A 14,915-nucleotide genomic window follows, 5' to 3' on the forward strand; every position below is an offset into this window, starting at 1 on the left:
ATCTTCCTAACTTTATTTATACTCTATTCTTCTGCAGCTTTCTTTGCAAACCACGGCACCGGTCTTTCACTCATCAAACGCTCCATCAGGTTGAGATTCGGATCGGAATGTTCCAGTTCTCTTGAAAAGCGGTATACCGTATCAACAAGATCTTCAAAATACAACTCTTTTTCATTCTTTATCCACTGCGCCATCAGAATTTCCTGCATAAGCAGTACACTTACAACCGCCATCTGCGCCTTGGAATATGCATGTCCATCATAAACCGCACCACACAGATAAGTACTTAAGAAATACACAAGAAGCTGTTCTTTCTGTATCTCAAATTCCGGCATCTTCTCTGCCATCCATCCTTCAAACGCATTCCTAAGCTCATAGTAGTGAGCCTCACCTTTTCCATACAGCCACTGTTCTGCTTCCAAAAGATGTGGTTCCCAGTTATCTCGAAGTCTCTCTAACCGGTACTGATCCCGGAAAGTTTCTGTCATAAATTCATAGAACCTATGCTTCTCTTCTTCTGTATAAAGCTTAGCGATCTGTCCTTTTATATAATCCATTGCTTTTTCTGTCCGGTATTTTTCCAGTACCATTTCTCCGTCAAATATTTCCTGCTTCTGAATCCGGATCTGCAGGTCATGGGCGATTGCAAGCACAAGTCCGGTGCGCAGATTTAATGACAGTTCACGGTTCTGCAGGATCCGTATCATCATTGTTCTTGCATCTGCCAGAAGGGAATATAAAAATGGATCAAATGCATCATCCCAGCACTCTTCTTTCTCATCTTCATGAATCAGAAACTGCACCGGTTCTTTTCTTTGTAGCAGGATTTTTGCCACTTCCGGGCATGACACAGAGAGCGTCATTTCCCTGACACCCTCAAATTCTTCAATATGCCTTGGATAACGCTTACACGTCTTACACAATGCCTTTTCACCAAGTGCTGTGTACATATTGCAGAGATTATCCTCATTCAGGAAATAACACCTTTTCTCCTCATCCTGCCGGAAAGCGCCTTCTTTCCAGTCCACACCGGCACGAATCTCCTTTCGGTATTCTCCTGTTACTTTTTTATATTGCCTGAGCGCCGACTTATCCGCTACGATCTGCCATCCTGCGCAGCATGTATCTTCACAGGCTCCGGCAACGCAGTGAAACTGCCGGTAATAATCCGGTATTGTATATAACATAATAAATTAGCCCATCTTCTTAATTCTTTCAATGGCTGCCACTGTATTTTCATAAGAGCCAAATGCTGTCAGACGGAAATATCCTTCTCCGCTTGGTCCGAATCCTGATCCCGGAGTTCCTACAACACCGGCATCCTTTAACAGATGATCAAAGAAATCCCAGGATGTCATTCCCTTTGGAACTTCCAGCCAGATATACGGTGCATTTACGCCACCGGATACGTTATATCCGGCATCTCTGAGGCCTTCTTTAATCGTTTTTGCATTCTTCATGTAGTAGGCAATCTGCTCTTTTAACTGTGCTTTACCAGCCTCAGAATATACAGCTTCTCCGGCCCTCTGTACGATATACGGTGCTCCGTTGTACTTCGTTCCATGTCTTCTTGCCCAAAGAGAATGCAACATTACATCTCCGGATTTCAGATCTTTTGGAATCACCGTTGCGCCAAGTCTGACACCTGTAAATCCTGCATTCTTTGAGAAACTTCTAAGCTCGATCGCGCAGGTTCTTGCACCTTCGCACTCATAAATGCTGTGCGGTACATCATCCTCAGAAATATATGCTTCATAAGCCGCATCATAGATAATGACTGCTCCGACTTTATTGGCATAATCTACCCATTCCTGTAACTGTGCTTTTGTAATGGTAGATCCTGTCGGGTTATTCGGGAAACACAGATAAATAATATCCGGTGTTTCTTTCGGCAGTTCCGGTGCAAAATTCGTCTCTTTTGTACATGGCATGTAAATGACATCGCTCCATGTCTCTGTCTTCGCATCGTAAGTTCCTGTACGTCCTGCCATAACGTTTGTATCTACATAAACCGGATATACCGGATCACATACGGCGATCTTATTGTCTTTGGCAAAGATTTCCTGAATGTTACCAGAGTCACATTTTGCTCCGTCAGAAATGAAGATCTCGTCTGCTTTGATATCACATCCTTTATCCTGATAATCGTTCTTTGCCATTGCACTTCTCAAAAATTCATATCCCAGATCCGGTGCATACCCGTGGAATGTCTCCGCATGTGCCATCTCGTCTACTGCACTGTGCAGGCTGTCAATGATTGCCGGTGCCAGTGGCTGTGTAACATCACCGATTCCAAGACGGATAATGCTCTTGTCCGGATTCTCTTCCTGATAAGCACGTACTTTCTTTCCAATTGTGGAAAATAAATAGCTTCCCGGCAGTTTTAAATAATCTTCATTTACTTTAAACATCTTTCTTCCTCCTGTTTATGACTTTACTGATTGTTTTATTGTTTCTGGAATTCAATGTGTGACGCATTATACATCAATATCTGTAAGATCGATCTCTCCGTCAAATACAACCTTTGCAGGTCCGGTCATATAGACTTTATCTGCTTCTTTATCCCATTCAATGAGCAGATCGCCTCCCAGTAGTTTTACGGTTACCCGATTCTCTGTCAACCCGTTTAAAATGCTGGCTACTGCAACAGCGCAAGCACCTGTTCCACAGGCAAGTGTTTCACCGGAACCACGCTCCCACACACGCATCTCTACCGTTTTACGGTCCAGTACATGTGCAAATTCTGTATTGATACGCTCCGGGAACCGTTTATGATTTTCAAAAGACGGACCTATTTTCACAAGATCCAATCCTTTTACATCGTCTACATAAACCACTGTATGCGGATTGCCCATGGAAACTCCTGTCATATAATATGTCTTTCCCTCTACTTCAAGCGGGGCATCAATGATTCTTGTATCTTCCGGATTCTCCGGCACAATCGGAATCTGGGATGGCGCAAGGCGCGGACTTCCCATATCAACTTTCACAAGGTTTACTTTGCCATCTTCCACAGTCAGATCCAGATATTTGATCCCACCAAGTGTCTCCACGGAAATGCTCGTCTTATCGGTAAGACCGTAATCATATACATATTTAGCAACACAGCGGATGCCATTTCCGCACATTTCACCTCTGGAACCATCTGCATTATACATCTGCATTTCAAAATCTGCCACCTTGGACGGACAGATCATAATCAACCCGTCCGAACCGATTCCAAAATGTCTGTCACTGACAAACTTCGATACTTCCGCCGGATTCTTAATTGTTTCTCTCAAGCAGTTTACATAGACATAATCATTGCCCAACCCCTGCATTTTTGTAAATTCCATCTTCTATATCTCCTCTACTCTGACATAATGCTCAATACCATCTCTGCTGTCTCTACCATGTTTGTTCCACTGTCCATACTGCTTTTCTGCAAATATCTATGTGCCTCTTCTTCCGTCATATTGTTACGTGCCATCAGCAGTTCTTTTGCCTTTCTAACTGTCTCTTGCTGCTTCGGATCACGGTTTTTTAACTGCTTCTTGCGTTTCCGTCTGCGCCTGTCAATATCGGTCAGCATCATCTCGATCGTATTCATCAGATCATACACTTTAATCGGCATCGACAATCCCATCACGCCCCGCACCAGTCCGTCACTCCATTTATCCTGCGACGCGACAAGCAGCATATCAAAATTTTCCGGAAGATATTCTCTGAGATCCGTATACATCATATCTTTTAATTTGTAACCACACACGACAATTCCTTCATCCACAGTATCCGCATAATGCATTGCCTGTGCCCCCGTTGTCGCCACTCCGGTAACATTTACTCCATTTCGCACCAGCAGATTCCGGATATTAATTGCATTTTCCTTCTTTGGAAATACTACAATAATACCTATCATGCTGACACCTCCTTTAGTCGTCTCATTTTTATTCTTACTAAGGGTGCCTAAATGACATGCAGGTACTTTGCGATTTCCCAGTCTGTCACCTGATTACGATAATTCATGTACTCTTCCGTCTTCACTTTGATATATTTTTCCGTCAGATCATCGCCAAGCACATTTTTAATATAAGTGTCCTCTTCAAATGCCTGTGCTGCTTCCAGAAGCGTTCTCGGCAGAAGTTCTGCACCAGCTGCCGCCCGCTCTTCTTCCGTCATCTCAAAAATATTGCAGTCAATGCTTTTTGGCGGCATGATCTTGTTGCGGATTCCGTCCAGTCCAGCGGCAAGGCATACTGCAAATGCCAGATATGGATTGGCTGACGGATCAGGACTGCGAAGCTCGATTCTCTCCTCACCCTCCGGCGCCGTCGGGATCCGGATCAATGGCGTTCTGTTCTTGGCTGACCATGCAATATATACCGGTGCTTCAAATCCCGGCACAAGACGCTTATATGAATTCACGATCGGATTCGTAATAAAGGTCAGCGCTTTGATATGTTTCATAATTCCACCGATGAAATAATAAGCTTCTTTACTCAGCCCTTTCTCATCTGAACTGTCTGAAAATACATTCACACCATCCCGGCTTAATGACATGTTCGTATGCATGCCGGAACCATTCTCTCCGTACTTCGGTTTTGGCATAAAGGATGCATGCAGACCGTGTCTCTTGGCAATCGTCTTGACAACCAGTTTGAATGTCATGATATTGTCTGCCGCAGACAACGCCTCGTCATATTGGAAATCAATCTCATGCTGTGCCGGCGACATCTCGTGGTGAGATGCCTCGATGACAAATCCCATATCCTCCATTGTCAATACCATGTCACGTCTCGCATTTTCGCCGAAATCTAATGGTCCAAGGTCAAAATATGTGGCTCGCTCATGGGAAATCGTTGTCGGTACACTGTCATCATCCATATGGAATAAGAAAAATTCACATTCCGGCCCGACGTTAAACTGATATCCCATCTCTTTTGCCTCTTCGATCACTTTCTTCAGTACATATCTCGGATCGCTCTCAAATGGTGTTCCGTCTGCTTTATGCACCTCGCAGATCAGTCTTGCAACTTTACCCTGCTGTGGCCTCCACGGAAAAATCTCAAATGTATTCAGATCCGGATAAAGATACATATCCGAATCTTCCACCCTTGCAAAGCCTTCAATGGAAGAGCCGTCAAACATGCACTGGTTATTCAGCGCTTTCTCCAACTGGCTGGTAGTGATCGCTACATTTTTCAATGTTCCGAAAATATCGGTAAACTGCAGCCGGATGAATCCCACATCCTCTTCTTCTACCATCTGTAAAATATCTTCACGCGTATAATTATTCATTATATGCACCTCCTGCATTTACTGCTGTATGTAAAAATGGGCGTTCTCATGCCTTAGATGAAAACGCCATTGCTTTACCTCGTTAAAAATTATAGAAAAAAAAGCCCTCTTTGTCAACGAAAAATGTCGTTGTTGATACTTTTGATTGAAAAACCGAACGCACTCTGTTACAATATTTCTAATAAGGTTTTCAGAAAATGGCTATGAATAAAAATTAATGCAGATAATAGAAGGAGGCTCAGATACTATGGGACTTGCAATACCAATCGAAACAAGCGCAAGACACATCCATATGTGCCAGGAAGATTTTGAACACTTATTTGGGAAAGGGAAAACGATCACCCACCGGGTAGATCTGAGCCAGCCTGGTCAGTATGCCTGTGAAGAACGCGTTACGATCAAAGGTCCGAAAGGAACATTTGAAAATGTTGCTCTGCTTGGACCTTTCCGTAATGAGACACAGGTGGAGATTTCCATGACTGATTCACGAAAGCTCGGCATTCCGGGCATCATCCGTCAATCCGGCGATACGAAGGGCACACCCGGCTGCACGCTGCTCGGTCCTGCCGGTGAGATTGAACTCGATCACGGTGTGATTGTTGCAAAGCGCCATATCCACATGACTCCAGTGCAGGCAGTCCAGTTAAATGTCAAAGACAAAGATGAAGTGTTCGTCATTATGGAGAGTTTTGAACGCTCTCTGATCTTTGCTGATGTTGTTGTCCGTGTACACCCGGACTTTGCACTCGCCATGCACGTCGATACAGACGAAGCAAATGCATTTGCCGGACATGAACACCCAACCGGTGTCATCTTAAAATTATTTGGCGGACGTACATACAATCTTCAGAAATGGGCAGACGAATTACAAAGCGGAATCAACCGGCTGTAGCCGGTGATTCCGCTCTTTTTATTATTCCATCACTGCATTCTAAATATTTCTAATTTTCAAATCGTCGTGTTTACAACTTTGCAGTCAGTGTCTTTGCACTGACTCCTTTTAACATTCCAAGTTTTCCGGAAAGAGAGCTTGTCACATCTCCCGGCGCGTCCAGCACCACACTGATGATCGACACTTCTCTCTGCCGGTACGGAATGCCCATTCTTCCGACAATATAATTTCTAAATTCGTGAAGCAGTTCATTCACCGTTACTGCTGCCTCTTCATCTTTTATAATAATGCTGATTACAGATACACGACTATCCATCCGTCTCTTCCTCTCTTCACTATAATGCAATGTCCAGTTCGATTGGGCAATGATCCGATCCCATAACGTCGGTCAGGATCTTCGCATCTTCAATCTTATCCTTCAGGCAGTCCGATACACAAAAATAGTCAATTCTCCATCCTGCATTCTTTGCCCTTGCGCTGAAACGGTAAGACCACCAAGAATAAATTCCTTCCACATCCGGATACAGATAACGGAATGTATCTGTAAATCCTGCTGCAAGAAGGTCTGTGAATTTTCCACGTTCTTCATCTGTAAATCCGGCATTCTTACGGTTCGTCTTCGGATTCTTCAAGTCGATCTCTTTGTGTGCAACATTCAGATCCCCACAGAAAACCACTGGTTTCTTCTCTTCCAGCCCTTTCAGATAAGCGAGAAAATCATCTTCCCATGTCATTCTGTAATCCAGTCTTGCCAGTTCGCTCTGTGAATTCGGCGTATACACTGTCACAAAATAAAAATCCTCATACTCCAGTGTGATTACACGGCCTTCCTGATCGTGTTCTTCAATTGCCATGCCATAAGTAACAGCAAGGGGCCTTTCTTTTGTAAATACCGCCGTTCCGGAATAACCTTTCTTCACGGCATAATTCCAGTACTGTTCGTATCCATCCAGCTCCAGATCTAATTGTCCTTCCTGCATCTTCGTTTCCTGAATACAGAAAATATCTGCATCCGCTTCTTTGAAGAAATCAAGAAATCCTTTCTTTACGCAGGCACGAATTCCATTTACATTCCATGATATACATTTCATCTGTTCGTTTTCCTTCTAATAATACACTTTTCTTAAAAACAGACCTCTGGCTGGCGCGAGAAATCCGGCAAGGCTTCTGTCTTCTGCCGCAATCACAACCGGAAGCATCGATGCCTCACGCTTGCCGGTACCGATTTCCAGCAAAGTACCTGTCAAGATACGTGCCATATGATATAAGAATCCAGTTCCATAGAAAGTGATACGCACCTTCTCACCGGAACTTACAATCTTGATATTGGTGATCTTGCGGATCGGATCTTTGCAATCCTTATCATCCGTAAAACTTGTAAAGTTCTTCGGTCCCAGCAGATATGGCACGGCCTCACGCATCGCTTCTATATCTAATTTTTCCGGATAATGATAGCAGTATCTTCTGGAAAATACATCCGGTTTTTCTCTGCAGTCAATATAATATTCATATTTCTTGCCTTTGGCACTTTTTCTGGCATGAAATCCATTTCGCACCAGTTCCACCTTCACGATACGGATATCCTCCGGGAGATAACGGTTCAACGAATCCTTCATCTCCTGTGGATCATACAATTTGGAAAGCTTCACACTTGCCACCTGACCTCTTGCATGTACTCCGGCGTCTGTTCTCCCCGAACCGTCTACACGCACGCGGTATCCGACTAATTTGCCAATGCTCCATTCCAGTACAAACTGGATCGTATTGTCTGTCGTCGCCTGCCGCTGCCATCCCTGATACCTGCTTCCATCATAGGAAATCGTTAATTTATATGTTCTCATAGTCTAATCACCCTGTCTATTTGTACTCATCTCACTATATTATATCCTGTACAGAATATTGTAAAACTTTATTGTTCCTGTCCATCCAGAATCTTCTTCAATTCATCCATAAATGTATTCACATCCTTAAACTCCCTATATACAGATGCGAATCTTACATATGCAACTTCGTCCAAATCTTTCAGCGCATCCATAACGATCTCACCGATCGTACTGCTTGCAATCTCTTTCTCTTCCAGACTGAACACCTGTGTCTCCACAGCTTCCACTGTCTTCTGGATCCTTGCCGCCGATACCGGACGTTTATAACAAGCTCTTAAAATTCCTCTTTCAATCTTGCCTCGGTCATACTGTTCTCTGTTATCATCCTTTTTAATAATGATCAGCGGAATCGTCTCTATCTTTTCATAAGTCGTGAAACGTTTCCCGCATGCATCACAGGATCTGCGTCTGCGGATAGAATTGCCTTCTTCCGCCGGTCTTGAATCTATAACTCTTGTATCTGAATTACCACAATATGGACATTTCATCACACTAAATTCCTTTCATACATTCTATCTTTTAGTATATCGGTTGCTCTTAGAGAAGTCAAACATCAAAAGAAACATTTTACTTTTCTTCATGCATTTCAATCAGAATAATATCCGGTCCAATCCGTTTAATACAGGCAAATGGAATGATGTATTCTCCATCCTCACAGAAAAAATTACAGATCCCCCGCCCTTTTGGTATAATGATTGCTTCAATTTTTCCTTTTTTCTCATCTATGACCAGATCTTCTACATATCCAAGTTTGCAACAGTCACACGCATTGATCACTTCTTTTTCCTGAAATTCACTGAAACGCACACTGACACTTCCACTCGTATTATTCTTATATTTATTATATGCAGCACGCTGCTTATTCGTACAGGTGCACATCTGGTGGAGCGTTTTTATATATAAGGAAAGTTCTTTCCCGATAAACAAAAACAGGAGTACAGTTCTTCACCATACCCCAGTTTATCTTCGCATTTTATTACTCCACAATATCAATCACAGATACCGGACAGTCATCTCTTGCTTCTTTTGCTGCTTCTTCATATTCCGATGCAACTTCTCCACATGCTTCCGCAAGTCCATCTTCATCAAACGAGAATACTTCCGGGCACGTTGTCACACATGCACCGCAGGAAATGCAGCCATCCATCACTCTTGCCTTCATCGGTTACCTCCTTCATTTTTCCGGTAGTATAACCAGATTGCAGACATTTTAAACGAATTTCTTAAGAAATCTTAGTTCCTGTCTTTCCTTTTAAAGCTTCGCCAAGCTTATCAAAAGAAGTAATGAGTGCGCTTCTTCCTTCTCCTTTTTCAATGAAAGAAACAGAAGCACTTAACTTCGGAAGCATATTATACTCTCCGAAATGTCCCTCTTCCATATATTTCTTCGCATTTTCTACGGAAATCTCGCCCAGTGCTTCTTCATTGTCACGTCCGAGATTAATTTTCACCTGATCTACACTCGTCAGAATGATCAGCTCGTCTGCCTGTGTATCCTCTGCCATCTTTCCGGCAGTCAGATCCTTCTCAATGACAGCGCTTGCACCTTTCAAATGGTTATCCTGTTCCAGAACCGGAATACCACCACCACCGCACGCAATAACAATCTGATCTGCATCCAGAAGAGCCTTGATCGCATCAATCTCTACAATGCGTACCGGATTCGGTGCAGACACGATGCGGCGGAACCCTTTGCCTGGTTCCTCTACTACATAATTACCCTTCTTACGCTCCTCATTTGCTTCTTCCACATTCATATAACGTCCAAGGATCTTGGTCGGTGTATAGAATGCTTCATCATATGGATCCACAACTACCTGTGTCAGGATCGTGCTGACTGTTCTGTAAATGCCTCTGTTTAAAAGTTCCTCGCGAATCGCATTCTGAAGGTCATATCCGATATAGCCCTGGCTCATGGCAGAACATACAGACATTGGCGCCGCTGTATAGTTCTCGTGTACTTTTCCAAATTCGTTCATCGCTGTATGGATCATACCTACCTGCGGTGCGTTGCTGTGTGTAATGGCAACCTGATATCCGTCCTCGATCAGATCCGCGATTACTTTTGATGTTTTCTTAACTGCTTCCTGCTGCTCCGGCAAGGTCGTACCAAGGGCACGATGTCCCAGCGCAACGACTACTCTTTTCTTCATGCTCTATACCTCTTATTTTCTGTAAATTTCCTCTCAAGATTATAAAAAGAATTATAGCCTCTTTCTGAAAAAAATGCAACTCCTGCTCGTCTTTTGTGGTAAACTGAAATTATTAAAAGGGATTTCCCGGTACGTGTTGAAAACGTATACGAAAGGAGTTTACATTTATGAAAGTTATCGTAACAGCCCCAAGAGGGAAAATGGGCAAATTGATCACACAGGTTGCAGCCTCCCGTGATGACATGGAACTGGTTGCCGGTATCGGTCCAAAAGGGCGCGATTACATCGGAACAGATCTCGGAACTGTCGCAATGGTCGGAAAAGAACTGCACGTTCCGGTTGTAGATGATCTCGAATCCGTTATTGACAAATGCGATGTGATCATCGATTTTTCTACTAAAGAGATGGCTATGGAAGTTCTGGATCTTGCCATCAGACATAAAAAAGGTCTGGTCTGCGGTTCTACCGGTTTCTCCGACGAAGAGATGAAACGTTTTGAAGATGCTGCTTCTTCTATTCCAATGCTCTATGCAGCCAACACTTCCAAACTCGTCAATGTCATGAATAAAGTTCTGGAATTTATCACAAAGACAGTTGGGGAAGAACTGGACATTGAGATTCTTGAGATGCATGATCAGTGGAAGAAAGATGCACCGAGCGGTACTTCCAAAGAAATGGGTGAGACCATGGCACATGCACTTGGCAAAGAATTATCCGATATCGCTGTATACGGCAGGGAAGGAGTTTCTCCGCGAGAACCTGGAACAATCGGTTATCATTCTCTGCGCGCCGGCAATATTCCAAGTAGCCACACTGTATTCTTTGGTGGCATGGGAGAACGTCTGGAAATCACTCACCACTGCTACAACTGGGAATGTTTCGCAAGAGGCGCCTGCGACTGCGCAGCGTATCTTGCTAATAAAGGTCCTGGATATTATACCATTAAGGATGTCCTGCATCTGAGCTAGTCCGGCTCGGGTCAGTCTGGCGGTTTATCTGTAATAACGACTGCCATAGGTCATCCGTAACTACTTTGACAATTTAATTAACAAGATGTCAGGATTTTCCCCTAACATCTTAACATTAATCAGAAAGGATTTTATTTATGATATTAGTAAACACAGATTATATAACCGGAAAGAAATTTGAAATGATCGGACTTGTAAAAGGAAATATGATCCAGTCTGTACATTTTGGAAAAGACCTTGTAAACAGCTTTAAGACACTTGTAGGCGGTGAACTTACTTCTTATACAGAAATGATGAATGAAGCCCGTGCCATCGCCACAAAGCGCATGAGCGAAGAAGCCGAAAAATGCGGTGCCGACGCCGTCATTAATATCCGCTATGCATCCAGTACTGTCGTACAGGGTGCTGCTGAAATCATGGCTTACGGAACTGCAGTAAAATTCGTAGAAGAGTAGTTGCAAAAAGCGCCTGCCATCCTGTTATATTGATATATCCACAAATGGTCTGAATGTTCGGTGCCAGTGAAATATATTGCAAATGGCAGGCGTTTTTTAACTATTAATGCTTTTTCACTATCTACCAATATTGTTTCTATTTTTTAATACTTTTTTCTGCTATTTTTACAGCACCATTTTCTCTTCGATCCGGATTTTCTCCAGATGCTTGATCCTGTCCACGAGATGTGTTTCCGTCAGATACTTATACACGCTCTTCGGGACAAGATGCGCCCATTCTTCATCCATGGCAATACAGCTTCGCACCCATGAAGCACTGACTCCGCGGTCTTTTTCTTCTCTTCGCCAGAGAACTTCTACATCCAGCTTCAAGCTTCGCAGGATCTTATATTTTTCTTCATCCCACGCATCACTGAGTCCCATAAAATACGTCGCATCTTCCGGCATATAATTTGCAATATATTCCGGAAAATTAATCGGAAACGGCAGAATATCATATTCCTGCTCAGGGACTTTAAATTCCTGCATGGCACCTTTTATCATCTCATAACGTTCAAAATACGTCAGCGGATTTGCCGCTTTTGTGGATCGGTTCTGATCATTTACCGAATCGCCGGTCATTCTCCCGTCCGGATTCGTAAGCCCGATATACAGTTTCCGGCACCGCATCTTTGCCGCCAGAATATATTCCATATGCTTTAAATGCAATACCTGGAATCTTCCATTTACAACACCTGTCTCTATCATACTTTCCCCTCATCTTTCGCAGTTATTTATGTTACAAGACCATCTTTTTCAAAAATATTCTTTCAATTCTTCCACAGCCTCTTCTGGCATATACGGAAGATCATGTCTGGAATCCGATGCCGACGCAAGAAGATATGCATTTCCCTTCACAACACGCAGTTTCTTTGCCACTATATTCTGATTAAATGAAAAATACTGGATCTGCGGATAATGCATGTATGTGGTTTCTCGACCAAATACACCGCTTGATACGGCCAGACTCTTCTTATCACAGGCAAATGCATCCGTAACATAGCCGCCCGCAAGCATCACCAATACAACCAGCCATCCACAGACACACGCCAGATTAATCCACAGAAAATGGGATCCTATGATTTCTTTCGCAAACCGATCTGCCACAAATAATGCAACTGCCCAGATCACTGCCGGGATTGCCTTAAGAAAGATAACCGACTTCTTCTGTCTCTGCAGCGGAAGTTTCATTGCTTCTGCAAATTCCGGCAGAAGTTTCTGCATTTTTTCAATCACGTCTGCATGACTCTGATACAAAAGGAAAAAGGCGTCCTTTTCTTCATCGTCATCTCCCATTCCGACATTGATAAGTTCCACCCGGTATCTCTTAAAAATCCTTGCAATCCATGTCTGTCTCACCGTTACACCATGAATCCGCTTTACCGGAATTACATAGCTTACTTTCTTTAAAAGTCCGTAAGAAATATAGATCTTATCACTTTTTCGTGTAACCTGATACTGATAATACTTAATAAAATCCTTCACCGTATCCCAGACTGCTGTTGCGCCGATAAAAAATGCTACCGCCCAACCTGATATTATTTCCAGAATATTTTGTCCTGAAATTCCTTCCTGTATGCCAGAAAGCAATTTTGATACGGAGCCTCCGATTCCTCCAACTGCAAGCAAAACAGCAAATAAATTAATCGCAAACACTCCATGCCAGATCATATCATTTACATTTGCTGTCACCGTTGTCTCTGTGATGTTTTTACCGTTTTCCTCATCTGTTATCCCGGCAGTTTCTTTGTACGCGCCACTTTCTGTCTGATGATTCGCATCCTGCGCATAAACTTCTGCCCCGGAACGGTTACCTTCCGACTCCATAATCGCAAAAACCGTCTGACGGAACCACTCTGCTTTTTCTTTTTTCAGCACTAGTTTTACGTCTGTATCATCTGCCGTTGAGAAACTGTCTGTATCCAGTTTCACAGTGCATGTGCCAAGCATCATTTCCAGAATATTCTGTGAGAGATTGACATTGGAAATATGCTTGATGCCGATCGTCTGCACCTTGCGGTTCCATGTATTTTTCTCAATCACGATTGCCTGCCCCTGGATAGAAATATAAGTTTTCGCCCAACGGCGGAGCTGCCAGAATAAAGCAATCAGGAACAATACAAGAAACAGACTGGCTCCCGCAAACTCATCTGCCAGATATTCTTTCAGATTATCCATATGCTTTACAATTTCTTTCAGGTCATCCAGTGCCGATCCTGCAAGTACAATCACGATTCCTATAAATATAGTTCCAAATCGTTCAATCACAATGGAGATATGGTTTCTAAATTTCGTTTCTGTCGTTTCCATGTTTTTCCTCCGCTGCGATCTGATTGATCCGCTTCTGTAAATTCTCTGCGATCTGTTCCGCTTTTTCATCTTCCAGAAGATTGATCTCTACATCTCCACCTGCTGTTGTCACAACTACATTTGCCACGCCGAAAGCTCTGGCAACCGGGCCTCTCTCCACCTGCAGTTTATGTAACCGTTCCATCGGAACAATATTGCGCTCTATGAAAAGATACCCTTCGACCGTATCTATACATTCTTCATCTATGTGATAACCATATCTCCGGTATCGGAAATACGGGCTGATCACACAGTTCAGAATGATCAGAACAACGAGCACCAAGGATATTATCTCGCCAATCCGGATATCTTTTGGACTGAGCCAGAATGCATTTACGCAGATGATCGCTGCCAGCAGAATAACACTTAAGATCACGGTCGACACATACATGCACCCCAGCGCACGTTTACTGAGCCGTTCGTATTTCATCTTCTCTTCTCTCATTGATTTTCTCCTTGTAACTAGTCGTTTCTATTCTAGCACAAATAAACCATCATTACAAAAAAAGAAGATACTGTTCTGCACTGATATACAGCACACCACGGTATCTTCTCCTTTATAATCTTCTTTTTTAATGAATGGAAACATTTAGTCCATACTCTTCCATAATACCTTTCAACTTCTGCATGTATTCTTCACTCGGCGGAGTCGCCTCAGCCACCGGTTTATCACTGATGCGAAGATATTTCATTACTCCAAGATTATGGTACGGCAATAATTGAATCATTGTAACTGCATCTCCTAATTCTTTACAAAATTCTGCATTGCATGCAGGCCTCTCGATACATGCAGCAAATCAATTTTATCTTCAATTTCCCGGGCAAATGCAATCTCATCATCCAATGACGGTGAACCTTCTACCATATCACTTGCATTGATTCGATATTCAATTGCCATT

General features: G+C 43.1%; 20 protein-coding genes. 3 read left to right on the top strand and 17 right to left on the bottom strand.

The window, feature by feature from the left end; genetic code table 11:
• Positions 1-23: 23 nt before the first annotated feature.
• The 5 genes from fliB to glnA all read right to left on the bottom strand — a co-directional run bounded on the left by fliB (position 24) and on the right by glnA (position 5,277).
• Complete coding sequence (gene fliB / locus DW125_RS00510; protein WP_117536786.1) at positions 24-1,187, bottom strand: flagellin lysine-N-methylase; 1,164 nt, start codon at positions 1,185-1,187, stop codon at positions 24-26.
• 6 nt (positions 1,188-1,193) lie between these two features.
• Positions 1,194-2,411 (bottom strand): LL-diaminopimelate aminotransferase, encoded by a 1,218-nt coding sequence (locus DW125_RS00515; protein ID WP_117536787.1) that lies wholly within the window; start codon positions 2,409-2,411, stop codon positions 1,194-1,196.
• Positions 2,412-2,477: 66 nt separating this feature from the next.
• A complete protein-coding gene (dapF, locus tag DW125_RS00520) occupies positions 2,478-3,335 on the bottom strand; it encodes a diaminopimelate epimerase (RefSeq protein WP_117536788.1) in 858 nt (285 codons plus the stop codon).
• A gap of 14 nt (positions 3,336-3,349) precedes the next feature.
• Positions 3,350-3,898, bottom strand: a complete 549-nt coding sequence (locus DW125_RS00525; protein ID WP_021860868.1) for an ANTAR domain-containing response regulator — start codon at positions 3,896-3,898, stop codon at positions 3,350-3,352.
• Positions 3,899-3,945: 47 nt separating this feature from the next.
• A complete protein-coding gene (gene glnA / locus DW125_RS00530; RefSeq protein ID WP_117536789.1) occupies positions 3,946-5,277 on the bottom strand; it encodes a type I glutamate--ammonia ligase in 1,332 nt (443 codons plus the stop codon).
• A 247-nt stretch (positions 5,278-5,524) separates the two neighbouring features.
• Here glnA and DW125_RS00535 point away from each other — a divergent pair, with 247 nt between their 5' ends.
• Entirely contained in the window at positions 5,525-6,169 is a 645-nt protein-coding gene (locus tag DW125_RS00535; protein WP_021860870.1) for a PduL/EutD family phosphate acyltransferase, read from the top strand.
• A gap of 70 nt (positions 6,170-6,239) precedes the next feature.
• On the opposite strand, the gene DW125_RS00540 is transcribed toward DW125_RS00535, so the two are convergent.
• From DW125_RS00540 to arcC, 7 genes are all read right to left on the bottom strand, one after another.
• Positions 6,240-6,485 (bottom strand): TM1266 family iron-only hydrogenase system putative regulator, encoded by a 246-nt coding sequence (locus DW125_RS00540; RefSeq protein WP_021860871.1) that lies wholly within the window; start codon positions 6,483-6,485, stop codon positions 6,240-6,242.
• 19 nt (positions 6,486-6,504) lie between these two features.
• Complete coding sequence (locus DW125_RS00545; RefSeq protein WP_117536790.1) at positions 6,505-7,260, bottom strand: exodeoxyribonuclease III; 756 nt, start codon at positions 7,258-7,260, stop codon at positions 6,505-6,507.
• A 15-nt stretch (positions 7,261-7,275) separates the two neighbouring features.
• A complete protein-coding gene (truA, locus tag DW125_RS00550) occupies positions 7,276-8,010 on the bottom strand; it encodes a tRNA pseudouridine(38-40) synthase TruA (protein WP_021860873.1) in 735 nt (244 codons plus the stop codon).
• A gap of 68 nt (positions 8,011-8,078) precedes the next feature.
• A complete protein-coding gene (gene nrdR, locus DW125_RS00555; protein WP_021860874.1) occupies positions 8,079-8,540 on the bottom strand; it encodes a transcriptional regulator NrdR in 462 nt (153 codons plus the stop codon).
• A gap of 79 nt (positions 8,541-8,619) precedes the next feature.
• A complete protein-coding gene (locus DW125_RS00560; protein WP_117537098.1) occupies positions 8,620-8,859 on the bottom strand; it encodes a PRC-barrel domain-containing protein in 240 nt (79 codons plus the stop codon).
• Positions 8,860-9,028: 169 nt separating this feature from the next.
• Positions 9,029-9,214, bottom strand: a complete 186-nt coding sequence (locus DW125_RS00565; protein WP_021860876.1) for a ferredoxin — start codon at positions 9,212-9,214, stop codon at positions 9,029-9,031.
• Between the two features lie 61 nt (positions 9,215-9,275).
• Positions 9,276-10,205 carry a carbamate kinase gene (arcC, locus tag DW125_RS00570; RefSeq protein WP_021860877.1) on the bottom strand — a complete coding sequence of 310 codons (930 nt, stop codon included), beginning with the start codon at positions 10,203-10,205 and terminating at the stop codon, positions 9,276-9,278.
• A 167-nt stretch (positions 10,206-10,372) separates the two neighbouring features.
• Here arcC and dapB point away from each other — a divergent pair, with 167 nt between their 5' ends.
• Both dapB and DW125_RS00580 read left to right on the top strand, forming a co-directional pair.
• Positions 10,373-11,173 carry a 4-hydroxy-tetrahydrodipicolinate reductase gene (dapB, locus tag DW125_RS00575; protein ID WP_117536791.1) on the top strand — a complete coding sequence of 267 codons (801 nt, stop codon included), beginning with the start codon at positions 10,373-10,375 and terminating at the stop codon, positions 11,171-11,173.
• 137 nt (positions 11,174-11,310) lie between these two features.
• Positions 11,311-11,628, top strand: coding sequence for a YbjQ family protein (locus DW125_RS00580; RefSeq protein WP_021860879.1), 318 nt, complete (start codon positions 11,311-11,313; stop codon positions 11,626-11,628).
• A 165-nt stretch (positions 11,629-11,793) separates the two neighbouring features.
• Here DW125_RS00580 and DW125_RS00585 read toward each other — a convergent pair whose 3' ends face one another.
• The 5 genes from DW125_RS00585 to DW125_RS14150 form a co-directional block, all read right to left on the bottom strand.
• The gene (locus DW125_RS00585; RefSeq protein ID WP_021860880.1) at positions 11,794-12,375 is read right to left on the bottom strand and encodes a hypothetical protein; all 582 of its coding nucleotides are present in this window, start codon (positions 12,373-12,375) and stop codon (positions 11,794-11,796) included.
• A 48-nt stretch (positions 12,376-12,423) separates the two neighbouring features.
• Positions 12,424-13,977 (bottom strand): PH domain-containing protein, encoded by a 1,554-nt coding sequence (locus tag DW125_RS00590; protein ID WP_158549870.1) that lies wholly within the window; start codon positions 13,975-13,977, stop codon positions 12,424-12,426.
• Entirely contained in the window at positions 13,952-14,461 is a 510-nt protein-coding gene (locus tag DW125_RS00595; RefSeq protein WP_021860882.1) for a PH domain-containing protein, read from the bottom strand. The genes DW125_RS00590 and DW125_RS00595 overlap by 26 nt, the downstream gene beginning before the upstream one ends.
• Before the next feature lie 127 nt (positions 14,462-14,588).
• Entirely contained in the window at positions 14,589-14,744 is a 156-nt protein-coding gene (locus tag DW125_RS13955; protein WP_021860883.1) for a hypothetical protein, read from the bottom strand.
• A gap of 14 nt (positions 14,745-14,758) precedes the next feature.
• Positions 14,759-14,914 (bottom strand): hypothetical protein, encoded by a 156-nt coding sequence (locus DW125_RS14150; protein WP_021860884.1) that lies wholly within the window; start codon positions 14,912-14,914, stop codon positions 14,759-14,761.
• Position 14,915: the final 1 nt, after the last annotated feature.

The sequence above is a fragment of the Dorea sp. AM10-31 genome, assembly GCF_003435815.1.
In the GTDB taxonomy this organism is placed as follows: Bacteria; Bacillota; Clostridia; order Lachnospirales; family Lachnospiraceae; genus Dorea_D; species Dorea_D hominis.